Genomic DNA, 24,275 nt, shown 5'->3' with positions numbered 1-24,275 from the left:
CGACCACTTCATCCTTCCCCGGCAACATTACTTGCCGGGTGCACTGAATAATGGACTTGCTGGGATTCGAACCCAGGGCCTTCGCCTTGCAAAGGCGACGATCTTCCAACTGATCTACAAGCCCATGAACGATCCTTATGTTGTGGATCTTCATTCTGGATCTGACAGTTTTTCGATTTCTGACCGGTTGTGGTGATCGGCGTTTTGCCGATCTGCTTAGGAGGTGATCCAGCCGCAGATTCCCCTACGGCTACCTTGTTACGACTTAACCCCCCTTGCGAAATTTAGGTTCGAACACGGCACTTGGTCCGTGCCCTCACCCATACCTCACTCGGGTGGTTTGACGGGCGGTGTGTGCAAGGAGCAGGGACGTATTCACCGCGCTATATTGAAACGCGATTACTACGGATTCCAGCTTCACGAGGGCGAGTTGCAGCCCTCGATTCGAACTACGGCCGGGTTTATGAGATTACCAACCCCTTTCGGGGTAGGGACCCATTGTCCCGGCCATTGTAGCCCGCGTGTAGCCCTGGAGATTCGGGGCATACTGACCTACCGTAGCCCGCACCTTCCTCCGCTTTAGCAGCGGCGGTCCCCACAGAGTACCCATCATCCCTAAGGATATGCTGGCAACAGTGGGCACGGGTCTCGCTCGTTGCCTGACTTAACAGGATGCTTCACAGTACGAACTGACGACGGCCATGCACCTCCTCTCAGCGATTCAGGTAAGACCTTCAGCCTGACCTACATATTGCTGTCGCCCCAGGTGAGTTTTCCGGCGTTGAGTCCAATTAAACCGCAGGCTCCACCCGTTGTAGTGCTCCCCCGCCAATTCCTTTAAGTTTCAGCCTTGCGGCCGTACTTCCCAGGTGGCTCGCTTCACGGCTTCCCTGCGGCACCTGAAACGGTCGCACCATCCCAGACACCTAGCGAGCATCGTTTACGGCTGGGACTACCCGGGTATCTAATCCGGTTCGTGCCCCCAGCTTTCGTCCCTCACCGTCGGACCCGTTCTGGTAAGACGCCTTCGCCACTGGTGGTCCCACAAGGATTACAAGATTTCACTCCTACCCCTGTAGTACCTCTTACCTCTCCCGGTCCCAAGTCTGACAGTATCCCCCGGAAGCCTAACAGTTGAGCTGTCAGATTTCCCGGAAGACTGATCAAACCGGCTACGGACCCTTTAGACCCAATAATAGTGGCCACCACTCGGGCCGCCGGTGTTACCGCGGCGGCTGGCACCGGTCTTGCCCGGCCCTTGCTAACACATGCTATTTATACATGCGGACAGCCAACATTGTATGCTGGCACTCAGTGTCCCCTTATCGCGGTTTCCCGCATTGTAAAGTTTTCGCGCCTGCTGCGCCCCGTAGGGCCTGGATTCATGTCTCAGAATCCATCTCCGGGCTCTTGCTCTCACAACCCGTACCCGTCGTCGGCTAGTAGGTACGTTACACCCACTACGACCTGATAGGCCGCAGATTCATCCTAAGGCGCCGGAGCTTTTGACCACAGAACATTCCAGTATCTATGGTATATCAGGAATTATCACCAGTTTCCCGGTGTTATGCCTGACCTTAGGGCAGATTATCCACGTGTTACTGAGCAGTACGCCATGTTCACGAAGAACATTTGACTCGCATGGCTTAATCGAACACTGATAGCAGTGACCTCTGGCAGGATCAACCAGAATTGTTGATCACACACAAATTTTGGAAGTCAATTAAGGAATCGATCGGAAAGAACTCTCTTGAGAGTATACTTCCTTTCTGCACATTAGTTTGGTTAATTCCTTTAAGTTTGTAGTTAAACACTACCGGTCAGAATTAACCGAACTGCCAAATCCAACGTCGGACAGAAAAAGCTTCTGTCCCCACTTGTTAAAAGGCGGTGATTGTAAGTGTTTCGCGCGATTTGCGCGGACTCCTTCAAAGGCCGTATTCGTATATATACCTTTCGAACCAGAGGGTTCGAAGGGAAAGGGGGCCTTTGAGGCAACATTAACCCATCCCGCACTTCCACTCGGATTATATCTTTATGTTATGATCCTATATGGAATTTTCGGTCTGCGTCAATATTGAGATATAACTGCCAAAGGGTAGACGCTTTAAGGAAAACATCCGACCGCATTGGTGGGATTTTCTAGATAAGAATCATGAGATATAAAGATATCGTACTCAATTAATTTTGAATTTTTAAATGCCATTTTAAATCAAAAGAGCCAATAAATAAACCATAACCCAAAACACAAGCAGAGATACGCAACCTTTAACAATATCAGTGACATAGCACTACTCAAAACCTACTCAATACAATATAGAAGAGAGGAATCAACCTGCAAACCAAAAAAAAGAACAATAACCCGGAACCTGCAGAAGTCACAAGAGTCCGCACCCCCCGCAAGGAAAACAAGGAAGTATTGGCAATCGTTGAAAGTATGCTCGGTGCAAATCATGTAAAGCTGAGATGTATGGACGGAATAGTGAGAATGGGAAGAATACCCGGCTCAATGAAAAAGAAAACATGGATAAGAGAAGGAGATATCGTAATTGCAGTGCCCTGGGAGATCCAGAACGAAAAAGCTGACGTAATATGGAAATATACCCGACCACAGGTCAACTGGCTGGAACGCAAGGGATACCTGAAATCATAAGCACGGATCATGAAAAAAGAAATTGTAAGAAAAGTTGAACGTATCGACACTAAAGTGGATAAGCTGCGCATGAAGCGCAAGGATACCGATACACTGAAAGTAAGGGAGAACGTATTCGACGAACCAACCCTGAAAACCCTTTACATCCTCTCCAACAAAGGAATAATCGATGCCATGGGAGGATCCATCAGCACCGGAAAGGAGGCAAATGTATTCCTTGCAGAAGGAGAAGAAAAGGATGTTGCAGTCAAAATATACAGAATATCTTCAAGCACTTTCAATTCGATGGAAGACTACATACTGGGTGATCCCCGTTTCAGGAACATAAGGCATTCAAAACGCGACATCATCTTTGCATGGACAAAAAAAGAGCAGAGAAACCTCATGCGTGCAAAAGAAGCAGGAGTCCGGGTGCCAGAACCCATCGTTGCAGAACGGAACATCCTGGTTATGGAATTTATGGGAGAAGATGAAAAACCATACCCTCTGCTAAAGGATATCACTCTTGAAAAAGAAGATGCTAAGAAGATATATGATACTATCATGATTTATATAGACCTTCTGTACAACAAAGCAGACCTGATACATGGAGACCTGAGCGAATACAATATACTAATAATACCAGATAAAAAAGACACCGTATTCATAGACATGGGACAATCAGTAACATTACAACACCCCCGATCAAGAGAATTCCTTCTGAGAGATATCGAAAACATTACGCGATATTTCAGAAAATACGGCATTGACGATGATCCGCAGGAATTATACTCTAAAATCAGGAACAAAGAAGAAAAAACGCAAATAATTGATTCAAAATAAGCAAAGGTAGATCGATATGACACACATCAAAGTTCCTAAAGACAGAGTCGGCGCCATAATCGGACCAAAGGGTCGCGTCAAACAGATAATTGAGGACAAATCAACAGCCAAACTGGACATAGATAGTGAAAACGGAACCGTGGAGATTATTCCCGGTGATGACCCTGTTGGTGCCATGAGAGCCGAAGACATAGTTAATGCAATTGCAAGAGGATTCAACCCGGACAAGACATTCTCGATGTTTGACGAGGATCTGCTGATGCTTGACGTAATTGACATATCAAAATATACCAGTACACAAAAAGAACTACTTCGGCTTAAAGGAAGGATAATAGGGAAGAACGGGAAAACAAGAGAAATAACCGAACGATTGACAGGCGTAAAGCTATCAGTCTACGGAAAGACAGTGAGCATGATAGGCACACCTGAAAGGAATCAGATAGCCAGGACTGCAATTGAGATGCTCATCGAAGGAGCAACACACGGAAGTGTCTACAGTTACCTGGAGAAGAAAAGACAGGAACTGGTCCAATCCCAGCTTGATTATTACTGAGTGGATACACAAAATATATCTCAGAAAAAATATTAATACCTCTGGTGCCTAAATAAGAACGGTGTATAAATGAGAGGATATATCAACACAACCGAAATCCGGATGTACGCAGCTTTTATACTGATCTTGCTCCCCACAGCAACCCTTTGCTACAAAGGACAACTATCCCTCGGCACCATAAACTCCATACAATTGATGGCAATTCTCTTTTTTATGCTTGCGGGGTCCTTGATAGAGATACCCATAGCAAGAGTCCGTACAAAGAAACCAGAGCAACTATTAAGATATGCACCGATCCTTGAAGACATATATTCCGTACCCATAGTGAAGGAATTAAGCATAGGCAAAGAAAGGGTCTTTGATACCACACTTACTGTAAACCCCGGAGGAGCATTGATCCCTGCCCTTGCAACAATCTACCTCCTCCTGACGCAGCCAAACAACACTGCACTTCAGATAATGCTCATAGTAGTCGTTGCAGTCATCCTTCTCTCAGAAATGATGATAGGAGTAGGAACAATAATACCGGGATACATAGGATTGACAGCACTTCCATTCGCACTCATAGTGGCTCCGGAAAATGCCGCATCGATCGCTTTCATAGCCGGGGTCGGGGGCATTCTCATAGGAAATACAATCTCTGTTATGACCTTCAACAGAGAAAGGACCGGTAGTGCATTCATCAGCATTGGTGGGGCAGGAAGTTTCAGGGCAATTTACGTAACAACAATTATTGCAGCTTTAGTCTCATACTTCATCCCCTGAAATACCAAGCCTTTCTGCCCTGCGCTTCTCTATCCTGTCCTGAAGGACTTTCGATGGAATATTCAGAGCCCTGTATTTAGCTATACCATTATTAGTAAAGCGGAAAGGTTGGGGAGTATGATCAACACGTGTGGCCCTCATTTTCTGGACAGCCATAACCGGCATAGGTGTCGTATCAATGTCATTTGTCTGGATAAAGTCAAGGAAAATAACACCGTCACCCAGAAAATCAAAATCATCATACTGCTTCTTTTCAATTCCATGGGACTTCTCAGTAACAAGAATTGCAGTTGTCATATTCTTTTTCAGCAACCTGTGCAGGCCACGCCATGAAGTAGAGGTTCTGAAATCCCCGGGAGCTGTGAGAACATTCATGGAATCGAACACAACCCACTCCGGTTTATGAGAATCTACTATCTCCATCATTTCTTCAGAGGTCAGCATTGAAATCCCGAATATCTCCAGGTAGCCATCATCAATGTGCTTACCGACATCCCATCCAAAACGTGCAAAGTGCTGAACAAGCTGTTGCGCCCGTTCTTCAAATGAGAAGAAAATGCACCGTTCACCATTCCTGACACCTTCCATCAGATATTGCATCGAGAATGTCGTTTTTCCTGTACCCGGGGGACCTGTCACAACTACAGCAAATCCTTTAGGAAACCCGCCTTCCAGAAAGTCATCCATTCCGGGGATTCCCGTAGGGACCCTTTTTATAAGACGGTCTATGTTCTGAGTATCGAGCTTGGCTTTAAAACGCGTTGAATCCAGATTAAGGAGTGCTTTTTCAAGGACAACGTTCTTAGCACCAAGTTCTTTCTCATATCTTTCAAGGACCTTTATTGCATCCGCACTTAATGTAGTATGAATAGGGAATTTGGTTTTCATCACACCACCATGTGTACATAATAGGTGATTATATATTTAAAATGTTATGGTATTATGAACATACACAAAATATTATGAACACATCATTCCCCTACAAACCCTTTTCCAGGAAGGAAGTTTCCCCGTCCCCTTGAAGCCATTATATCACCATCCCAGATCAGTTCGCCTCTGGCAATCGTAAATTCGGGGAATATCCCATCCATTCCTTCATAAGGGGTCCACCCCGCCTTACTATGAAGATCGTCACCTTTGATCTCACGAACATTGCCCGGATCAACAATAATAAGATCTGCATCAGAACCTTGCGCAAACGACCCCTTTGAGAACCTATCCAGCCCGAAGATGCGCGCAGGATTCTTACTGGTCACATCTATCATGCGCCCCAGAGGAAGCAGATTCCTCTTTACTGCTACAAGCATCAAAGGCATCAGCGTTTCCACACCAGGAACTCCCGAAGGCGCACTTTTGATATCAGTGTCCTTTTCAGCTTCCGTATGAGGGGCATGATCAGATGCCACAACATCAATGTTGCCATCATTAAGAGCATTAAGGAGCATCTTGACACTTCTGCGGTCCCTGAGAGGAGGATTCATCCTGCCATATGAACCCAGACGATCCCAGTCCTTTGTGGAAAGGAACAGATGATGCGGCGCTGCTTCACTTGTGATTGCAGGAGACACGCCTTCTTTCATCTCAATATACCTTTCCCTGCGTAAAAGTCCGACGGATTCGAATGCGCTTATATGACAGAAGTGAGCACGTGTACGGTTCTTTCTAATGAGCTTTATTGCTTTTTCAACAGCAAAAGCTTCACAATGGTTAGGGCGGGCCCTTGAATGAGAAGCAGGAGACATATCATTTTTCAGGAATGCCTCGCATTCAAGCCTTATCTTGTCATCTTCGGCATGGATACATGCAAGTGCATCCAGTTCTTTAAGCACCGCTAAAGCATCATCAAGTGTTTTCTCATTTATGTTCAGCGCACCTGTTGACTCTGCCATAAAGATCTCACCAAAGGCAGTTGCCCCAAGCTCCCATAATTCAGGAAGTTTATCTATGTTGCCCGTTACCCCTCCATAAAGACCAAAATCCACAATAGAATTGCGATTTGCGATTTTCAGCTTTTCCCTGAAGGATTTTCTGTCAGTTGTCGGAGGAATAGTATTGGGATGATCCACAACAGTAGTAATACCACCGGCAGCAGCCGAACACGAACCAGTATACCAGTCTTCCTTTTCAGTAAGCCCCGGATCCCTGAAGTGGACATGAACATCTATTCCTGCAGGAAGGGTCAATGCACCTTTTGCATCGATAGTTCTGTTCAATCTCTGGACATCTATCTCTTTAGCTATTTTTATGATCTTGCCGTCCTCTATCAGGACTTCGGCAGGCTGGAGATAATTGTTGAAGAAGACTTTCGTGTTCTTGATAAGAATATCGGGCATAGTCAGTTAATATTCCAGTTAAGGTATATGCCCTTTATGATAAGCTTGAAGCTTTAAAAAATGAAAAATACATAGACAATATAGGTACTATATAGCCACCCTATTAGCAAATAGAGAAAATATGGATATATATTGTAAGTACGTAACCCTTATGTATCGATTTTGTAATGGTTCACTGACAAGTAAAGACCATAAGGTGAATCAGAATATGATATCAGAAAAATTACTGAAGAATATAATGATAAGTTCAGTTGTAGTCCTTATCATTGCAATTGCGTTTGCCAGTGTTGGCTGTGTTGACCGTGATGATAGTGATGAGAGGGCATCAGGCGATTCAAGCCTAATGATCAAGGGTTCAGACACTGTGCTGCCACTCTCTCAGGCAATGGCTGAGGAATTCATGCTTTTAAATCCGGATAAAAGTATCACAGTGGTTGGCGGTGGCTCAGGCGTGGGTATTTCCGCACTCATTGACGGAGAAGTCAAAATGGCAATGTCTTCACGGGATATAAAAGAATCAGAGATGACCAGTGCACAGGCAAATGGAGTCAACCCTGTATTACAGGTTGTTGCTTTTGATGGGATCGCAGTCATAGTGAACCCTGAAAACCCAGTCGACCAGTTGACCTTCAGCCAGTTGAAAGGTATCTACGATGGAAGCATCAGTAACTGGGCAGAAGTCGGAGGAGAGGACCGTACAATCACGGCAATCACCCGTGACAGCAGTTCAGGAACCTATGAGTATTTCAGGACAGAAGTGCTTACTGGAGATAATTTCCGCCAAGATGCATTGGTACAGCCTGCAACCGGGGGAATTGTACAGGAAGTGGGACAGAATAGGGGAGCCATAGGCTACATCGGCTATGCATACCTAAATGATAATGTCAAGGCACTTGCCCTTGATGGAGGAGATGGCTATGTAGAGGCAAACCCTGAGAACATCATGGAAGGAGAGTACCCACTTGCAAGACCTCTTATGTACTATGTAGACGGGGAACCCACCGGTCTTACAAAGGAATTCCTGGACTTCATTAGGAGCCCTACAGGACGTGACATAATATTAGATGTGGGATATTTCCCGGTCTAAGAAAATCACTCCCGGAGGAATAGATGTCAAACAGAAAAATAAAGGAAAAGGGTATTGAATCCCTGCTATTCGCATGCGCTATAGTTGCTGTTGTAGCCCTATTCCTCCTTTGTATCTTTTTATTCCGCGATGGAATAATGCTGTTTGAAAAGTACCCTTTCAGCAGCTTTTTAACTGAGACGAAATGGTTTCCCACTGCAAAGCCAGTATATTTCGGACTTTTACCATTGTTCCTGGGTTCATTGATTGTGACCATCGGAGCAATCCTGTTTTCAGTCCCGCTGGGAATAGCAGCAGCAATTTACATCTCTGAGATCGCAAATCCAAAAATAGCAGAGATATTAAAACCAACTACCGAAATACTTGCAGGTATCCCTTCCGTTGTATTCGGGTTCTTTGGCCTTGTAGTACTTGTGCCCTATATACAGAAAACACTGGACCTGCCAACCGGACAGACGGCACTTACAGGTTCTATAATGCTGGGAATAATGGCACTTCCTACAATCATATCCATTTCAGAGGATGCCATAAGTTCGGTTCCAAAATCCATAAAGGAGGGTGCCCTTGCAATGGGATCCACACATTGGCAGACAATATACAAGGTGACGGTGCCTGCAGCACTTTCAGGCATATCTGCAGCAACAATGCTTGGAATAGGGCGTGCTATCGGTGAAACCATGACTGTGATGATGGTGACAGGAAATTCAGCCGTAATACCGGGATTCCCTGCAGGATTGTTTGAACCTGTCAGAACAATGACTGCAACCATCGCGCTGGAAATGGGCGAAGTCCCGATGGGAAGTGACCATTATCATGCGCTTTTTGCAGTTGGTTCGGTTCTTTTCATAACTACATTCATTGTCAATATCATGGCTAACTACATAAAACAAAGATATAGGTTCCAACTGTGATCACCATGTTTTCCAATGCAAAACTTAACGAGAAAATAGCCTTTGCAATGCTGAGGGTAGCTATGGGAATGGTTGTTGCCTTTGTCCTGGTAATCCTATATTACATAATATACAATGGCTACAGCGTAATTAATCTCGAGTTTATTACCAGCATGCCAAGGAGCAGAATGACCGAAGGTGGCATATATCCTGCAATAATGGGAACAATATACCTGATCATAGGCTCTATATCGTTTGCCCTGCCACTTGGCATACTGGCTGCTATTTATCTGACAGAATACTCAAAGCCCGGAAGAATTACCTGGGCAATAGAAATGGCAATTAACAATCTTGCCGGAACACCCTCTGTGGTCTTCGGTCTTTTTGGGCTTGCGTTGTTTGTAAGATATTTCGGATTCGGACCGTCCATAATATCTGCTTCATTGACACTTGCACTATTGATATTACCTGTTATAATAAGAGCCAGTCAAGAAGCACTCCTTACAGTTCCAAAGGAATACAGAGAAGCTTCACTGGCCCTGGGGGTCACAAAATGGGATACTATCAGAAGAGTTGTCCTGCCATCTGCAATTCCCGGCATGATAACAGGTGCGATACTTAGCATAGGGAGGGTCGCCGGGGAAACAGCACCCATATTGCTTACAGGAGCTGCGTATTTCCTTCCAAGGCTGCCGGATTCCATATATTCACAATTCATGGCATTGCCATATCATCTGTATGTACTTGCAACAACGGGCACCAATATTGCCCAGACAAGGCCGATACAATACGGTACTGCCCTTGTATTGCTTATGATAGTATTGGGTGTGAACATCGTAGCAATAAGCATAAGGACCCATTACCGCAAAAAAATGAGGAGATAACTCCATTAGACCAGGATTTAGATAAGGATAACATTAAGATAAAGAGGTCATAATATGCCAGAAAATCACGACAATGGAATAGAGATCAAGGTACGGGACCTTAACCTGTGGTATGGTGACAATCACGCCCTGCATGATATCTCTTTTGACATCCCAAAGAACAGCGTTACTGCACTCATTGGTCCATCAGGATGTGGTAAATCAACCTTCCTCAGGTGCCTTAACAGGATGAACGATCTTGTGAAGAGTTGTCGTATAGAGGGAAAGGTCCATATTGATAATCAGGACATATATTCAAAGGATGTTGATGTTGTAGATCTTAGAAAAAGGGTGGGAATGGTATTTCAGAAGCCAAATCCTTTCCCCATGTCCATAAAGGATAATATTGCCTATGGGCCACGAATTCACGGGGCAAGCAAAAAGGATATGTCTGCCATCGTGGAAGAGGCACTTCGGTCAGGCGCCCTATGGGAAGAAGTTCATGAAAGGCTTGACGTACCTGCACTGGACCTTAGTGGCGGGCAGCAGCAGAGATTATGCATTGCAAGGACCCTTGCAGTCAGGCCTGAAGTGATATTGTTCGATGAACCATGCAGTGCACTGGACCCCATATCCACAGGGAAGATAGAAGAATTGATCCTTGAACTGAAGAAAAAGTATACAATCGTCATCGTTACGCATAATATGCAACAGGCTGCCAGGATCTCAGACTACACCGGTTTTTTCCTGACGGGGGACCTTGTGGAATTTGACAGGACCGAGCAGATATTTGAGAGCCCCAGGGAGAAAGCAACTGAGGACTATATTACAGGAAGATTCGGGTGAGGATATGACACGCACTAAGTATCAGGAAATGCTTGGCATCCTGAAGAGCAATGTTACAGAAATGGGAAAACTGTCCCGGGTATCACTGGGCAATTCCATGAAAGCCTTAAAAGAGCTGGACCTTGATCTGGCAAGAACGGTCATTCAGGGAGATAAGGTAATTGATGAGTACGAATTAAAGATAGAAAAATGTGTCTCCCAGCTAATAGCACTTCAAAACCCTACTGCAGGAGATATGAGATTTGTTACTTCGTGCCTTAAGATAGCTATCGATCTTGAAAGGATGAGTGATCTTGCTGTCAATATCGCAGAGATAACCGAAAAGATAGAGGGAGAACATATCAAGCCACTTGTAGACATTCCAAGGATGGCAGAGATCGCAGAGAACATGCTTGAACAGGCAATGATAGCCTTTGAGAACAATTACATTGACCTGGCAGAGTCCACTGCAAAAAGAGATGATGAGATAGACAGGATATTCTATGCAACTGAAAAGGAACTGATCGGGATGATGATAGAAGATAAAGAGATCATTACCAATGCATCCCACCTCTTGTTCACACTTCGCTATCTTGAACGGATTGGTGATCACGCATGCAATATATGTGAAAGTGTGGTTTACATCGCATCCGGAAAAAGAATAAACCTGAATTAGAAGTCCAAAAGGGAGCTCTGGGACTTCTTATCTTCACATACCTGCTGCTGCGGCTGAATCTCCTTTTCTTTTTTCCGCAGATTTTTAACAGAGGGCTCCTGCAGATCGTCTGAAAAGTCAAAGAGGCCTTTTTGTCTGGAATCGTAGTCAAGGTTTGCCATATCAACCCCGAATACACCCAGGATCCTCTCGACTGGGGGCAAAACCTGTTTCTTTATATAATAGTCCACGTCGATGGGCACATTGTTCTCTTTTACATATTCCGGATCTTCAGCACGGTTCACAAAGAGGTCCTTGCCTGCCACAATAACAAATGGTATGCGCTCTCCTACAGGAGGCGGGGAACCCGTCCGGCGTTCGATCTTTTCCGCAACTGTCAGATGAGGCTGTTTGTTCTTATAACTGGTAGCCTTTTTAGAGAACATGCGGGTCATGGTAAGGTCCTCTATTATTTCAGCATCCTTTCTTACATCAAGGTTCCTCACACCATCGACAACGCTGCGCACATGTTGTACAGCCGCCTCCACATTACCTTCCTTGAGCACCAGTTCAAGGACCCTGTTAAGGGTCTTGGAAGTAAGTTCACACCAGTCCCGGCGAACGGTTTCCATTCCCTTGACCTTGATGCCGTCCTTCCAGCCATCACCGGATGGTTCGAAAACCCATATTGCATAGCGTTTCTTGGCAATGAAAAGTGCGCGCTTAGCAATCGATTCAAATTCAAGCTCCATGGGATCAGGAAGTGAAGCAGAGACCATGGCAGCTATTTTGCTTCCAACAAGCCCGGCGTCATCAAGAGATATACCCTTTTTGGAACTGCACTGGACGAATACACTGTCTGTGTCACCGTATACAACTGAAAGGGACACAATATTATCCTGCGGATCAAGGGAAGATAGCTCTTCTGTGAAAAAGGCATTGCCATCCCTTAAGATGACCTTACTTATTGTACCGTTTATAAGTGCCCTGGTATTGAGAATGTTGTTCCTCCCAAAGCTTGTTACCGCATTTGCCAGGGGAAGACTGTATAATCTTGCCCGGGTATAACCCGAATATCCGTAAAAACTGTTCAGTAATATCTTAAGGGCAAGCTGAGTAGCATCAAGCACACGATATTCTGAATCATTGGAGGCTTTTTTCATTCTTCTCTTGGTCTCAACTCTCCGCTGCAACAGGCTCTCGAGGATGGAAGGCATTATGCCTTTTGAGACATCCGCAGGAACGAATTCCCCACCCGAAGGTGGCTTTATTGTATCGCCCTGTGGGCGGTCCTTTTCCACAACCGTGGTATAGCAGAGGTTGTGTGCCATCATGATGGTAGGGTAAAGTGATTTATAGTCAAGTATGACCACATTTTCAAGAAGGCCTTTTTTCGGCTCAAGCACCTCACCACCTTTGAGACCTTCGCTGCCGCGGTTTCTCATGCCCACCAGCTCATCGCTGGGTTTTGGAGGAATTACACGGTCCTGCTTCCCGTACTCACGAAGCAGGAGATTATCCACCATGGACGTCTGTCCCCCGTCCACTACCTCCTGGAGAAGGGAACCGCTTACCTGCGCTACTGCAATATGCTTATCCAGAAGCTGCAGTTTCAGGAACAGCTCCATGGCAAGTTCGGAGTCCCTGCGGGCATAATCTATGAACTTGAGTAATTTCTCGCCTGAATCTTTCCAGTATTCTTCCATCTCCGACGGTGCTACATCAAGTTTTTCCTTATCCAGGAGCTCTTTTGAGACGTTGCGCAGAGTGTAGCGCTTCAGGCTGTACTGGCTCCTGAGCATTGGAAGAGCATCCACCACAACCCTTCCGGGAATGGACACCATGGTCCTGTTGCCTATCCTGCGGTAGCTCAGCACCCTGCCGTCACGACCCACAAAAGGTTTTACATTTTCCCCTGAGCCGGCCAGGATGGCAACCCTGTCTGCGATGTAAGGGATATCAAAGTCATTGATATTGTACCCGGACACTATATCAGCATCGTATTCCTGGAATATCTCAAAGAAACGGTTAAGCATCTGGGTCTCGTTGTCAAGGCCCTTAACATCTTCACCAGCCCCTTCTACCTTCTTTGAAACAAGGACGAGCGTGTCATGACCCCTGAATGCAGGACTGAAGGACATGCTGACCATTATCACAGGAGAGCTTTCAGGAACCGGCATGGAACCATCTATAGGAAGGCACTCTATGTCAAACGAGAGGTATTTCAGAGGAGCAATGGACAGCTTTTCAATTTCCTCAAGGGACTCTGCGGTAAAAATCGAATCACAATATATATTTTCTTCTGATACCGGACCATGGGACTGCACGACTTTTGTTTCAGCTCGCACCCAGCCCATACCGTGCAGACCCCTGTCTATCATAAAACGGTTCCTGAAAAGGATATCCGTTTCATAGATATCAGTCACACCCGGAAGTGCCAGGACATCGTCCCTTATCTCCGGAACGTTCCTTGGCTCCATGGTAGTGACCTTCAGCATGGGTTTTTTTGACAGCTGGTACCCTATGGGTTCAAACTTTGCTACGATGTCCACTTTTCTGATCACATCGAAGCGCTCCTTAAGCATGACTGCCAGTTTGTCAAGCTCACCTTCTGCATTGACATAGAAATATGGCTCAAATCCGGGTACAAAACAACAGACACTTCTGCCATCTTCAGCCCTGCCAAAAAGACGGATCACAGGGCCATCTTCAGTCCCTGTGTAATCAGCGTCCAGTATCTGAAAGTCCATGACCTACCTTACAGGTTTGCAGCATATATGCTTTGCGTTAAAGATGTTTTGAAGAATTTACCTAAAATCTAACCTAGATGCTTATTGAAATTGATAAACCACAGATAAACGCTGATGCACGCAGATATTTTTCATCTGTGTTTATCTGCGGTTCACAAATCATTGATAAGGTGTTCTAAAGAGCCCGAAGATCAAAAAACCATTAAGAGCAAAAAAGTAAAATGCCCGGAGCGTGACTCGAACACGCGACCTCCAGATATCTCAGGAGATTTGGACGCACGGTTAAATTACCCTATGAGTCTGGCGCCCCAACCAACTAGGCTATCCGGGCAGTGCAGCATGTAAAAGGGCAAAGTCATATTAAAGCATATCGATTGAAAAGCCCATTACATACTCATTTTACAAAATACATCATAAAAAAAAAGAGATTGCAGAGGTCAGTATCCTGTTGCCTCAGCCAGACTACTTATATAAGCAGGATCAGCCGAATTTCCGCCCACGACAATTACAAAGTGTTCGTTGCTCCATATATAATGATACCTGGCAACCGGATTACCGTTAAATGTTGTTGAGGTGGTTATGCGGGTAGCGCCATGGCCATTAAATGACTCCTCAACGAAACGCTCACCTGAGGAAAGTGGTTTGAAAGTTGCCTTATACTGCCCCACAAAATCCTCCGCCTCAGAGCTGCTGCCAAATTCCATTGCATGGATATAGAAGTCCACACCATCAGCCTGATAGAATCCTTCTGCCCCGTCTACAAGGCCTGAAACTTCCACATACTGCCTGCTGACATCTTCAGCGCTCAGCATCCTCTGCCCAAGGAACTCAAAACCAGAGGCATCTTCCAACGACACAAGATCAGCAGCATTCACACCAGACATAGTTCCCTTTATCTCACCATTGCCAACACAACCGGAAAGGGATAGAACTACCATGATAATTGCAATACACGATATTAAATGGATATTCAATTTCATCTGTTAAAACCTCAAATGAAAACAGCGCCTAAGCTATTCATAATTTTTAAAGCTATTCAAAAATCTATCTGAAAAAAAGAAAGTATGAAGGGAAAGATCCCTTCTGTCTATTCATTTATCTGTTTTAGTTCCTTCTGACAAGGTATGCGACTGCAAGGAGACCAGCTACTGCAAAGACGATCTCAAATCCTGGGGATGGCTCTGCAGGCTCTTCCTCAGGTGTCTCAGGCTCCTCTACAGGTGTCTCAGGCTCCTCTACAGGTGTCTCAGGCTCCTCTACAGGTGTCTCAGGCTCCTCTACAGGTGTCTCAGGCTCCTCTACAGGCTCCTCATCGTCTGGCTGAGTTACACCGTCACCGGCGATTGTCAGCTCAACGTATGGGTAGTATCTGAGAGTGTTGTCGTCTGCAACCTTGAAGTACATGTTCTCAGCAATTGAGATATCCTTGCCCTTGCTGAGGGTAATTGCGCTTGAGCTCTCCATATTGATGGTGCTGCCGCTTATACCAGTTACCTCGAGTTTGCCGAACTTGTCATCATCTTCAATGGTTAGAATGTTCTCGTAGTCGATCAGCCAGAGACCTTCAATGATTGCAAGGCTGTCTACCTGACCCTGGAAAACCTGGGTGATGTGTGCCCTGAATACAATGACATCTTCCTTGTCGCCTACATCGGTGTCATAGGTCCAGGTAACTGCACCATTGCTGACATCCAGTACTTCATCCTCTATGAAGTCGCCGTCCTTGGAGAATTCCATCCAGACCTTGTTACCCTCAACATCGATCTGTTTTGCAGTGAGTTCATAGCCGTTTGCGAGCTGAAGAGCTGAACCGGTCCTGAGAGTGTACTTGTCATCAGAGTCAAGGAGCAGCTTTACAAGCTCATCTGCCTCATCGTCATCGAGTGATACATACTTCTCTGCAAAGAAACCAATTATTGGATATGTGGTGTTGTCGGTGTTGCTTGCTCCGGGTTCATCATCGAAATCTGCAGCATAGTCTGCCTGTGCGATGGTGGTGTTATACAGGAGTTCACCACTGTCAATTGTTCTGGATGCTCCGGATACCGCTGTTACAACTTCCAATTCCTCAGTACCTATGTCATCAGTAAGATCGTAGAAGAAACCTGCAAATTCCGTAGATGTCCAGGTGTCAGCACCTGTTGCTACACTTCCCCTTACTTCATATGTGCCAGGAGCGGTGTATTCCTTCATAAGATAGAATCTTACATCGTTATCGTCTGCAACCTTGAATGCAAGGCCTTCTGCAATGTCGACGACCTTGTCCTTGCTGAGTGTGATAGAGTTAGAGTTCACCAATTCAATGGAGCCGCCACTAACACTGCTTACTTCGAGCTTGCCGAACTTGTCCTCATCTTCGATGGTAAGGATGTTCTCGTAGTCAATGAGCCAGATACCTTCAATGATTGCAAGGCTGTCTACCTGACCCTGGAAAACCTGGGTAATGTGTGCCCTGAATACAATGACATCTTCCTTGTCGCCTACATCAGAATCATAGGTCCAGGTGACTGCGCCATTGCTGACATCCAGTACTTCATCCTCTATGAAGTCGCCGTCCTTGCTAAGCTCCATCCAGACCTTGTTACCTTCAACATCGATCTGTTTTGCAGTGAGCTCATAACCGTTTGCGAGCTGGAGAGCGGAACCGGTTCTGAGGGTGTACTTGTCATCAGTGTCAAGGAGCAGCTTTACAAGCTCGTCTGCCTCATCATCGTCAAGAGGTACATATTTCTCTGCAAACAGGCCGATCACAGGATAGGTAGTGTTGTCGGTGTTGCTTGCTCCGGGTTCGTCATCGAAATCGGCTTCATAGTCAGTCTGCTGGATTGTTGTATTGTATACAAGAGCATCTTCAGCGATAGTTCTTGTTGTGTTGCTGGCAAAAGTCAGCTCTATCTCTTCACTGGAAAGATCGCTGTCCAGATTATACCAGAAACCTGCAAATTCGGTTGGTGTTATCGTGATAACTGGTGCACCAGGGTAATCTGTTAAATCATATACGCTGCTGCGCACCTCCACGGACTGCACTGCTGCAGTTGCAGGCACTACTAAAGCTGCAAGTGCAAGAAGAGCAATCATGGCGATTGTCGTAAATCTTTTCATTATTTTCCTCCGTATTTATTCTTGATAAAAGAGTGAGAATCAGGGAATAAAGCAACTTTTGCTTTATTGTCTTCTGACAAAAGACAAAGATTATTCGTCTATTGCCGAAGGAGACTTCATCACCCTCCTAATCCCGTCATATTGGATTACAAGTGTTCTATTACACAATTGCCGTTTTAAATCTTTTGTGGTCCAATTTTGAACTATTATCGCATTGCAATGGCAAACACCGATGCAATTGACGGTAAATGTCGAACTTGTTGGGGACTGATAGAGAAAAAACAGTCAAATACATAACTGAAGTTAACAGATCGTCGATATGGGACGATGTGTTAACTTTCATGACAGACAGGGATATAGTAAAGCATTAATATAAATTCGTTGCAGCAACGAATGGTACTGGAAATAATTCAACATATTTATATATATGAGAACATAAAAGAGACATAAAATAAAAGTCTGATGTAAGTATAATAAGTATGTAAGTATAATAAGTACATAAGTATAAGATTTTCAATCCGCATTACCAGAATGAGAGAATCACTGATCACAAGGAGTAATAATAAGATGTTTGATGGTGCAGTTTCTGAAGAGATATCAATGGAAGATGAAGCAAATCGCGTCAAGACGGGAATCCCGGGTTTTGACGAATTATGCGGAGGAGGACTTATGCGGGACAGGACCTACCTCATCTCCGGCACATCCGGTGCAGGCAAAACTAATTTTTCCATACAGTTCATCTACAACGGAATAACAAAGTATGGCGAGAACGGAATCATTGTCGCAACCGAGGAAAGACCTGAGCAGATAAGGGAGAACGTCCTTAAGTTCGGATGGGACCTGCAGGCACTTGAGGACGAGAACAAGCTCGTGATCATTGATGCATGTTCCACCAAGATAGGTATACCCTCACAGGAAAAATATGTTGATGTGCGACCCTTTGACATCAGGTCAATGATGGACCAGATAATCGCAACACAGGAAGAGATCAACGCTAAGAGGGCACTTATAGACTCAACTACATCGGTAAGCTTCTATCTGCAGGACCCTGCAAAGATAAGGATAGAGCTCCTCAAGCTCAGCACCACCCTGGAAGTGATAGGGCTTACCTCCATGATGACATGTGAGCTTATCGACGATTCAAAGCCCTCAAGATTCGGGGTGGAGAATTTCGTCACCGATGGTACCATAGTACTATACTATAAAAGACATGAGAATGTAAGGATGCGGAGTATGGAAATATACAAAATGAGGGGATCGGACCACAGCAAGAAGATCCATCCCTACGACATAACCCCCGGCGGGTTTGTAATTCATCCGCACGAAGAAGTATATTCCATGTTCTGACAGGATCAATGGTCCGGGTACATCTCTTCATGGCCGCATTCCACGCATTTGTATATTGCAAGCGTGCGGCCAAAGTGATCATACCTTTTAAGAACAGGGTATCTCCATCGATTCATCTTTCCATCACATTCGGGGCATCTGTAGTTCATCCGATTCACCAACAGTTAATTATATAAAAATGTATATTAAATTAACGAATAAAATTTAACCGGCTGATCGAAGCAAAATCCAAAAAGAAGATAGAATGGACAAGTTAAAACATATCTTATGCGGAATAAAAGGACTTGACACAATACTGGGAGGTCTGGTGTCACCCTCAACGATCCTGGTGGCAGGAACAGCAGGTGTGGGAAAGACAATAATGTCACTCCAGATGCTATCAAGCGCCTCCCTGAAAGGGGAAAAGGCACTCTACATACCCATAACGACAGAAAGCGCCGAAAAACTGAAAGTATACAACTCCACACTTGATTTCTTTGAAGACTCATTTGAGATGCATCCAATAAACAGGCAAATTGCCGAGAAAGACCCCCTGACAACATTGATAGAGATAGGGAATATAATAGAATCTGTCAAACCGGACAGGCTGGTAATCGACCCAATAACCCCCCTGGGATTCGGATTTATCGAACAGGAAAAACGAAGGTTCTTCTACACACTTGACTCCATGCTACAGGAACAAAATATGCTCACGTTCCTCTGTGGTGAGCTCCTTAAGTCAGAGCTTCATAATTCCGTAATAAGTCACCTCTCAGATGGCATAATCTATCTTACAAGGGATGAGAGAAGCTCAAGAGCTGACCACCACATGGAGTTCATCAAAATGAGAGGCATTGATCCGGGAAAACGGTCAGAGATAACTTCACGTAAGTACCTGTACGACATCAATTCCACCGGCTTTACCGTTTATCCACACCTGAAACCCAAAAAGGAGATCATTATGGACGATACAAGGGTGGAAACAGGCATTCCAGGTCTTGACAGCATGTTCCAGGGAGGACTTCTCAGATACAACAGCCTTCTGGTAGCCGGAACCCCGGGAACCGGAAAGAAAATATTCGGATTGCAATTCTTACTACACGGCCTGGAGAACAATGAACCGGGGATCGTAGTCTCTTTTGAGGACACACCACATCAGATGCTGCTTGATGCAAAACACATGGGATGGGACCTGCAGCGCTACATCGATGATGAACTATTGCATTTTATCTGCAGCAATCCAAGTGATATATACCCTGCAGAGCATGCTGCCAGGATCAGGGAGGCGATTGAAACAAAGAACATCAAGAGGGTCTTCTTTGACGGAACCAACCACCTGGAGCTATCCATACCTGACAAGCTGGAACTTAGAGGGTATCTGCATTCAATGACAAGTTACCTTAAAAGTCATAACATAACTTCCCTGTTCACAACAGATACTACACCTGCAGAATGCCCCGGAAACGAGAAACTGGACGCAGCATCCATAATGGATTCAGTCCTCATACTGCACAATTCACGGGCTAGGGACCGAAGATACATGTGCGTTACCAAATCAAGAGGTACAAAGCATAAACGTTCAGTAAAGGAATATGCCATCACAGAAAGCGGAATAAAACTAAGGACAGACACCCTGATATAAGAAAATATGCTTCCGGGATAAATAAGAAAATAAAGTGAAAAATGAGACCAGGCAGATAAGATCAAATGCTCTGGACCCTGCGCTCTAAAGCCTCTCCAAGATCGGTCAGTCGGTACATATCATTTTCCTGCATGATCAGTTCTTTTTCAATCAGTTCTTCGACTATCTTATCCACAGAAGGGCGGGCAATATGCATATTCCGGGCAAGCTTTTCAGCATCCAGCTCATGTCTGGAACCTAACAGAGAAAGCAATTTCTGACGATTTTTGTTACCTGTCACAAATCCTATCAATTCTTCCATATTCTGCCTCCATTACATCATTGGACTGCATGCTATAATTACTTTTACATATTTTACAATATCAGGGATATTAGACATATCAGACATACCAGATATCTGAGCAATGGTCCGGGGACGATAATGCAAAGGATACTTTTATTACCTGTAATGCATATCTTAGGGTGGCAGGCTAGTCTGGGTAGGCCGGCGTTACCTGTAACCCGAAATCGCCGATATGCGGGAGACGAAGCCTGAGGAAGATGTTTGGACCATTTTCAAACCTGTGATCCCAACTGAGAAGCCCCGTCCTGCTTGGATGACGTTGATATAAGGGCTTGCTGGAAAGCTTGTCTTTGTATCTTAACTGTGAGAACCAGTTCAGGCCCGGAAGGGAGCAGACCAACCGCAGACAATTGTCGCTTGGAGGGTTGCGGGGTGGAGAAGAGATCGCAGACCACCTGATCATGGAAAAGACAACGACTTCAGGCGTGCCTGCCACTTGAACCTGGAAAAACGTTAAATAGCTGGATTGCATTTAGGAACGAACACTAACTGTGACGAGGTAGCCAAGCCCGGTATGGCGCAGGATTGCTAATCCTGTGATGCTATGCATCTCGGGGGTTCGAATCCCCCCCTCGTCGTAGCACTTACTTTTCTATCAGGCTTTTTATCGTATTCATTATCGCATTAATTGCAGGCAAAGGACCTAATAGTGATAAAGGACAAAAGAGGATACCATAATGTCTGAGAAAACAAACATTCCACTACTAAAAGATGATATACCTTGCTCTGAAAACAAAGAAGAAACATGTTCATCCTGCAGCACAGGAGGCTGCTGCGGTGGCTTTGGGATCGTAGCTGGTTCGAAAAAAGAAGTGGTCATGAGGAATATATTCCTGTACGTAGGGTCAGGGATAATAATGTTCACTGTAGCCTACTTAATAATGAGGCTCATAAGCTGGATTAACGGATGATCACTCTGTTTTTGATGGCCTGAATGGATATCTTTTAACCTCAGAGCATCTGAGGCAGGTCACAGTAATGCGGCCATCTTTAAGGCGTATCCGGGAGTTATTACCTGGCACAAGTAAACACCCGCATTTTTTACATAAGTTCCGCTTCAGTTCTGCAGGTATACTAACACGATGCCTCATACCTATTTTTCTTGCAAGGGCAACATATCTTTCGCTCCTGGCCGGATCCTGTGAAAGCTCGTTTTTTGCCAGCTCGAACAGGTACCCGATCCTCTCCTGTGCAATGTCCCTTGATATTGCCTTATTTTTCTTTCTGGATTTTGCCATCTGTATGCCCCTTCTTTAAAGGATTACCACCCTTGTAGCCGGAGATCTTTCTTCCATAATGGACATGAACTCCCTGGCTGCAGACATGCCGTCTTCATCAGAATCATAACCCATGGGTATCACCGCGCCCGGGGATATAGAGGATACTGCGTCTGCTGCCTGTGCCTCGTCCATGGTCATGTGCCCACCGATGGGAATCAGAACTATGTCCGGCGAATGCAGCCCCACATCAGGGATCGCACATGTATGCCCTGCATGATATATCTTTGAACCACCCAATGTAAAGAGATAACCTACGCCAGCTCCCGGGGATCTGACACCCTCACAGGACATGTATGTAGCAAGCACCTCAATATCCACTCCCTTGATGCTCAGATCACCCGTAAGGGAATCACCCGCCATAACTCTCCTTGCATCCCCCCTGAACTGCAGGCTCATATTCTCCGGTATAAGAGTAGTGCAATCCGATTTGCGGACCATCCTGATAGACTCAGGATCACAATGCCCGAAATGCTCATGTGTGATAAAAAGCAGGTCTGCCATTTCATCCTCCGCTACATTGCCCGCTATATTGCAGGGGTCGATGTAGATGACCATTCCATTGCCCCTTATCATGAAACCTGCATTTCCAAGCCATTTGATAAGAACACCATCAATTGTTATGCTATCCAGAATATCACGTCCTATGTCAATGGTTCTTTATTTAGTGACTATATTGAGAATATAATATGCCAACTGCCACCGCATGAATACAGTGGCATCCTGCTCTAATTAGGTGAACATCAAAGCCGATACATCAGATGACAGCATAATATGCTTTAAAGCTACTGAGAGAAGAAAGACAACTATAAGATAAAAAGATACGAGTATAAGAATGAAACAAAAGCATTGATGATAGCAGCAGATATATAGCATAGCCGGAAAAGAAAAGTGTTGATCTTGTCAGATAAACAGTATCATATAAACATGAAAGGACCAGGAAAGGCATGAAGACGAACATACTTTGTTCAACTGCAGACAGAGCAAGCCAGAACATAAAAGAGCACCTGCTCAGGCATGCCCGGTGGGAGGAACTGAAAAATATCCCCCAGAACTGGGAGTCGCTTGTGTCTGTCCACGAAAACCCGCAGCACAGGATAATAGAGATCAGAGAACATCATATATACCAGGACAGAATTGACGATAAAATGGCCTCTTTCGGATTTGATACTGATCTGATAATAGTGGCATCAAAGCACAAAAGCATGGATGGAAGATCAGTGCTTACTGCTCATTTCACAGGAAACACAAAAGATGCGGATTTTGGAGGAAGGCCGTGCGAACTGTCAGTACCTGCGCCAAAGATAATGCGTTCCATAATAAAGAACATGGAAAGAATGGCAAAGGATACAAAATATACAGTCAGTATGGAGTCCACCCATCATGGACCCACAGAAATGAGAACACCCATGGTCTATGCAGAGATAGGCAGTTCAGATGAACAGTGGACAGATCCGGCAGCGGGAGATATCGTTGCAAGGGCAATACTGGAAGCTTATCCTGAAAATGTACCTGTTGGAATTGGTTTTGGAGGAGGACATTATGCTGCAAGACAGACCGGACTGATACTGGAAACAGATGTTACGTTCGGTCATAATTTCCCAGACCACCAGTTGCCAAATGTCGATAAAAGCATGATCATGCAGGCTTTTGAAAAATCAAATGCTGATTTTATTTATTTTGACAGGAAATCCATGAGTTCAAAAGAAAGGGAAAGGCTAAGCTGCATCATTGAAGAACTCGGATATCCCACACTGAGAGAAAGCGAGATCAAAGAAATGCAAGGCATTCCATGGAAGTCTTTCATGAGAATAAAAGACCAATGTGATAAATTATGCCCGCAAGGCAGATTCAGGATCACTGAATCATTAAGGTTGTTAATAGGAGAGGCTTTCCGGCAGGATCCTGATTTGGAAGTACCAAAGCTGTCCTTGTGTACGGTCAGCGAGGACTTACTTCAGGAAGCCATCAGTGCAGACCGTAAAAGGACGACTGACATACTTGAGGGGCAGACACTGACCTATATAGAAAAACAGAACGGAACGATATCCAGATACGTACTGGGTATTGAAGAGGAAATGAAAACTGCTATGCAGAACGTCACAAATGAATGCATTAAAATACTAAAAGAGCATTATGAAATTAAATATATTCCTGATGAGAATATACTTTATATAGTTCGGGAAAAATTCGATCCAAAAGCAGCAAAGGAATTAGGAGTCCCGGCAGGACCACTGTTAGGAGAACTTGCAAAAGGGAACAGGATTGTTACCGAAGGAAGGACAATTGAACCTTACATGGTCCACAAAAAAAGAATAAAGGAAATCAGACTGTCCAATCAGATATAAATAATATTCATACCTGTAATCCAAAATACGATTTTCATTTG

Annotated in this window: 22 protein-coding genes, 3 tRNA genes, 1 rRNA gene and 1 other RNA gene; 15 read left to right on the top strand and 12 right to left on the bottom strand. The window is 44.9% G+C overall.

All coding sequences use genetic code 11. From position 1 onward, the window contains the following. Window positions 1–51: 51 nt before the first annotated feature. Window positions 52–124: transfer RNA gene (locus V7O64_RS10700), tRNA-Ala, on the bottom strand. 94 nt (window positions 125–218) lie between these two features. Next, a 16S ribosomal RNA gene (locus V7O64_RS10695) occupies window positions 219–1,693 on the bottom strand. A gap of 642 nt (window positions 1,694–2,335) precedes the next feature. On the opposite strand from V7O64_RS10695, the gene eif1A reads away from it, so the two are divergent. From eif1A to V7O64_RS10675, 4 genes are all read left to right on the top strand, one after another. Next, complete coding sequence (gene eif1A, locus V7O64_RS10690; protein ID WP_407357328.1) at window positions 2,336–2,653, top strand: translation initiation factor eIF-1A; 318 nt, start codon at window positions 2,336–2,338, stop codon at window positions 2,651–2,653. Window positions 2,654–2,662: 9 nt separating this feature from the next. Further along, entirely contained in the window at window positions 2,663–3,475 is an 813-nt protein-coding gene (locus tag V7O64_RS10685) for a serine protein kinase RIO (protein ID WP_407355382.1), read from the top strand. 16 nt (window positions 3,476–3,491) lie between these two features. Then, on the top strand, window positions 3,492–4,028 hold the full coding sequence (locus V7O64_RS10680; RefSeq protein WP_407355381.1) for a KH domain-containing protein: 537 nt from the start codon (window positions 3,492–3,494) through the stop codon (window positions 4,026–4,028). Between the two features lie 69 nt (window positions 4,029–4,097). Continuing rightward, a complete protein-coding gene (locus V7O64_RS10675) occupies window positions 4,098–4,793 on the top strand; it encodes a DUF1614 domain-containing protein (RefSeq protein WP_407355380.1) in 696 nt (231 codons plus the stop codon). On the opposite strand, the gene V7O64_RS10670 is transcribed toward V7O64_RS10675, so the two are convergent. Continuing rightward, window positions 4,776–5,681 (bottom strand): RAD55 family ATPase, encoded by a 906-nt coding sequence (locus tag V7O64_RS10670; RefSeq protein WP_407355379.1) that lies wholly within the window; start codon window positions 5,679–5,681, stop codon window positions 4,776–4,778. The genes V7O64_RS10675 and V7O64_RS10670 overlap by 18 nt on opposite strands. 83 nt (window positions 5,682–5,764) lie before the next feature. After that, on the bottom strand, window positions 5,765–7,126 hold the full coding sequence (locus V7O64_RS10665; protein WP_407355378.1) for a dihydroorotase: 1,362 nt from the start codon (window positions 7,124–7,126) through the stop codon (window positions 5,765–5,767). A gap of 208 nt (window positions 7,127–7,334) precedes the next feature. On the opposite strand from V7O64_RS10665, the gene V7O64_RS10660 reads away from it, so the two are divergent. The 5 genes from V7O64_RS10660 to phoU are packed head-to-tail and all read left to right on the top strand — an operon-like array spanning window position 7,335 to window position 11,467. Then, entirely contained in the window at window positions 7,335–8,213 is an 879-nt protein-coding gene (locus V7O64_RS10660) for a PstS family phosphate ABC transporter substrate-binding protein (protein ID WP_407355377.1), read from the top strand. 23 nt (window positions 8,214–8,236) lie between these two features. After that, complete coding sequence (gene pstC / locus V7O64_RS10655; RefSeq protein WP_407355376.1) at window positions 8,237–9,124, top strand: phosphate ABC transporter permease subunit PstC; 888 nt, start codon at window positions 8,237–8,239, stop codon at window positions 9,122–9,124. A 5-nt stretch (window positions 9,125–9,129) separates the two neighbouring features. Beyond that, on the top strand, window positions 9,130–9,987 hold the full coding sequence (pstA, locus tag V7O64_RS10650; protein WP_407355375.1) for a phosphate ABC transporter permease PstA: 858 nt from the start codon (window positions 9,130–9,132) through the stop codon (window positions 9,985–9,987). Between the two features lie 54 nt (window positions 9,988–10,041). Further along, a complete protein-coding gene (gene pstB / locus V7O64_RS10645) occupies window positions 10,042–10,812 on the top strand; it encodes a phosphate ABC transporter ATP-binding protein PstB (RefSeq protein WP_407355374.1) in 771 nt (256 codons plus the stop codon). 4 nt (window positions 10,813–10,816) lie between these two features. After that, entirely contained in the window at window positions 10,817–11,467 is a 651-nt protein-coding gene (gene phoU, locus V7O64_RS10640) for a phosphate signaling complex protein PhoU (protein WP_407355373.1), read from the top strand. Here phoU and V7O64_RS10635 read toward each other — a convergent pair. The 4 genes from V7O64_RS10635 to V7O64_RS10620 form a co-directional block, all read right to left on the bottom strand. Further along, window positions 11,464–14,196, bottom strand: coding sequence for a DNA-directed DNA polymerase (locus V7O64_RS10635; RefSeq protein WP_407355372.1), 2,733 nt, complete (start codon window positions 14,194–14,196; stop codon window positions 11,464–11,466). The two genes, phoU and V7O64_RS10635, sit on opposite strands and share 4 nt — an antisense overlap. Window positions 14,197–14,418: 222 nt before the next feature. Then, a tRNA-Met gene (locus V7O64_RS10630) sits at window positions 14,419–14,527 on the bottom strand. 106 nt (window positions 14,528–14,633) lie between these two features. After that, on the bottom strand, window positions 14,634–15,134 hold the full coding sequence (locus V7O64_RS10625) for a hypothetical protein (RefSeq protein WP_407355371.1): 501 nt from the start codon (window positions 15,132–15,134) through the stop codon (window positions 14,634–14,636). A gap of 166 nt (window positions 15,135–15,300) precedes the next feature. Beyond that, window positions 15,301–17,298: an S-layer protein domain-containing protein gene (locus V7O64_RS10620; RefSeq protein WP_407355370.1), complete on the bottom strand. Its 1,998-nt coding sequence runs from the start codon at window positions 17,296–17,298 to the stop codon at window positions 15,301–15,303. 567 nt (window positions 17,299–17,865) lie between these two features. Between V7O64_RS10620 and V7O64_RS10615 the strand changes: the two genes are divergently transcribed. Then, window positions 17,866–18,645 (top strand): ATPase domain-containing protein, encoded by a 780-nt coding sequence (locus V7O64_RS10615; protein WP_407357327.1) that lies wholly within the window; start codon window positions 17,866–17,868, stop codon window positions 18,643–18,645. A 5-nt stretch (window positions 18,646–18,650) separates the two neighbouring features. On the opposite strand, the gene V7O64_RS10610 is transcribed toward V7O64_RS10615, so the two are convergent. Next, the gene (locus V7O64_RS10610) at window positions 18,651–18,794 is read right to left on the bottom strand and encodes a hypothetical protein (protein WP_407355369.1); all 144 of its coding nucleotides are present in this window, start codon (window positions 18,792–18,794) and stop codon (window positions 18,651–18,653) included. 95 nt (window positions 18,795–18,889) lie between these two features. Here V7O64_RS10610 and V7O64_RS10605 point away from each other — a divergent pair, with 95 nt between their 5' ends. Continuing rightward, window positions 18,890–20,266, top strand: a complete 1,377-nt coding sequence (locus tag V7O64_RS10605; RefSeq protein WP_407355368.1) for an RAD55 family ATPase — start codon at window positions 18,890–18,892, stop codon at window positions 20,264–20,266. A gap of 61 nt (window positions 20,267–20,327) precedes the next feature. Here V7O64_RS10605 and V7O64_RS10600 read toward each other — a convergent pair whose 3' ends face one another. Continuing rightward, window positions 20,328–20,567, bottom strand: a complete 240-nt coding sequence (locus tag V7O64_RS10600) for a transcriptional regulator (RefSeq protein ID WP_407355367.1) — start codon at window positions 20,565–20,567, stop codon at window positions 20,328–20,330. A 162-nt stretch (window positions 20,568–20,729) separates the two neighbouring features. Between V7O64_RS10600 and ffs the strand changes: the two genes are divergently transcribed. The 3 genes from ffs to V7O64_RS10585 all read left to right on the top strand — a co-directional run bounded on the left by ffs (window position 20,730) and on the right by V7O64_RS10585 (window position 21,520). Next, an RNA gene (ffs, locus tag V7O64_RS10595) (signal recognition particle sRNA) lies at window positions 20,730–21,044 on the top strand. 58 nt (window positions 21,045–21,102) lie between these two features. Next, window positions 21,103–21,187 (top strand) — tRNA-Ser (locus V7O64_RS10590). 99 nt (window positions 21,188–21,286) lie between these two features. Beyond that, the gene (locus V7O64_RS10585; RefSeq protein WP_407355366.1) at window positions 21,287–21,520 is read left to right on the top strand and encodes a hypothetical protein; all 234 of its coding nucleotides are present in this window, start codon (window positions 21,287–21,289) and stop codon (window positions 21,518–21,520) included. On the opposite strand, the gene V7O64_RS10580 is transcribed toward V7O64_RS10585, so the two are convergent. Both V7O64_RS10580 and V7O64_RS10575 read right to left on the bottom strand, forming a co-directional pair. Beyond that, window positions 21,521–21,847 (bottom strand): ribonuclease P protein component 4, encoded by a 327-nt coding sequence (locus V7O64_RS10580; RefSeq protein ID WP_407355365.1) that lies wholly within the window; start codon window positions 21,845–21,847, stop codon window positions 21,521–21,523. 15 nt (window positions 21,848–21,862) lie between these two features. Then, complete coding sequence (locus tag V7O64_RS10575) at window positions 21,863–22,489, bottom strand: MBL fold metallo-hydrolase (protein ID WP_407357326.1); 627 nt, start codon at window positions 22,487–22,489, stop codon at window positions 21,863–21,865. A gap of 344 nt (window positions 22,490–22,833) precedes the next feature. On the opposite strand from V7O64_RS10575, the gene V7O64_RS10570 reads away from it, so the two are divergent. Further along, a complete protein-coding gene (locus V7O64_RS10570) occupies window positions 22,834–24,234 on the top strand; it encodes a D-aminoacyl-tRNA deacylase (protein ID WP_407355364.1) in 1,401 nt (466 codons plus the stop codon). Window positions 24,235–24,275 lie beyond the last annotated feature (41 nt).

The sequence above is a fragment of the Methanolobus sp. WCC5 genome, assembly GCF_045690325.1.
Lineage (GTDB): Archaea > Halobacteriota > Methanosarcinia > Methanosarcinales > Methanosarcinaceae > Methanolobus.
The sequence above is the reverse complement of the archived record's forward strand: the minus strand, read 5'-3'. Positions and strand labels throughout refer to the sequence as shown.

Bases quoted from the DNA above. Each gene is read 5' to 3' on its own strand.
- V7O64_RS10675 (WP_407355380.1), top strand. From the start codon at position 4,098: ATGAGAGGATATATCAACACAACCGAAATCCGGATGTACGCAGCTTTT.
- phoU (WP_407355373.1), top strand. From the start codon at position 10,817: ATGACACGCACTAAGTATCAGGAAATGCTTGGCATCCTGAAGAGCAAT.
- V7O64_RS10585 (WP_407355366.1), top strand. From the start codon at position 21,287: ATGTCTGAGAAAACAAACATTCCACTACTAAAAGATGATATACCTTGC.
- V7O64_RS10625 (WP_407355371.1), bottom strand. From the start codon at position 15,134: ATGGTAGTTCTATCCCTTTCCGGTTGTGTTGGCAATGGTGAGATAAAG.
- V7O64_RS10570 (WP_407355364.1), top strand. From the start codon at position 22,834: ATGAAGACGAACATACTTTGTTCAACTGCAGACAGAGCAAGCCAGAAC.
- V7O64_RS10600 (WP_407355367.1), bottom strand. From the start codon at position 20,567: ATGGAAGAATTGATAGGATTTGTGACAGGTAACAAAAATCGTCAGAAA.
- V7O64_RS10665 (WP_407355378.1), bottom strand. From the start codon at position 7,126: ATGCCCGATATTCTTATCAAGAACACGAAAGTCTTCTTCAACAATTAT.
- V7O64_RS10615 (WP_407357327.1), top strand. From the start codon at position 17,866: ATGTTTGATGGTGCAGTTTCTGAAGAGATATCAATGGAAGATGAAGCA.
- V7O64_RS10685 (WP_407355382.1), top strand. From the start codon at position 2,663: ATGAAAAAAGAAATTGTAAGAAAAGTTGAACGTATCGACACTAAAGTG.
- V7O64_RS10635 (WP_407355372.1), bottom strand. From the start codon at position 14,196: ATGGACTTTCAGATACTGGACGCTGATTACACAGGGACTGAAGATGGC.
- pstA (WP_407355375.1), top strand. From the start codon at position 9,130: ATGTTTTCCAATGCAAAACTTAACGAGAAAATAGCCTTTGCAATGCTG.
- V7O64_RS10670 (WP_407355379.1), bottom strand. From the start codon at position 5,681: ATGAAAACCAAATTCCCTATTCATACTACATTAAGTGCGGATGCAATA.
- V7O64_RS10605 (WP_407355368.1), top strand. From the start codon at position 18,890: ATGGACAAGTTAAAACATATCTTATGCGGAATAAAAGGACTTGACACA.
- V7O64_RS10680 (WP_407355381.1), top strand. From the start codon at position 3,492: ATGACACACATCAAAGTTCCTAAAGACAGAGTCGGCGCCATAATCGGA.
- V7O64_RS10580 (WP_407355365.1), bottom strand. From the start codon at position 21,847: ATGGCAAAATCCAGAAAGAAAAATAAGGCAATATCAAGGGACATTGCA.
- V7O64_RS10610 (WP_407355369.1), bottom strand. From the start codon at position 18,794: ATGAACTACAGATGCCCCGAATGTGATGGAAAGATGAATCGATGGAGA.
- pstC (WP_407355376.1), top strand. From the start codon at position 8,237: ATGTCAAACAGAAAAATAAAGGAAAAGGGTATTGAATCCCTGCTATTC.
- V7O64_RS10660 (WP_407355377.1), top strand. From the start codon at position 7,335: ATGATATCAGAAAAATTACTGAAGAATATAATGATAAGTTCAGTTGTA.
- V7O64_RS10620 (WP_407355370.1), bottom strand. From the start codon at position 17,298: ATGAAAAGATTTACGACAATCGCCATGATTGCTCTTCTTGCACTTGCA.
- pstB (WP_407355374.1), top strand. From the start codon at position 10,042: ATGCCAGAAAATCACGACAATGGAATAGAGATCAAGGTACGGGACCTT.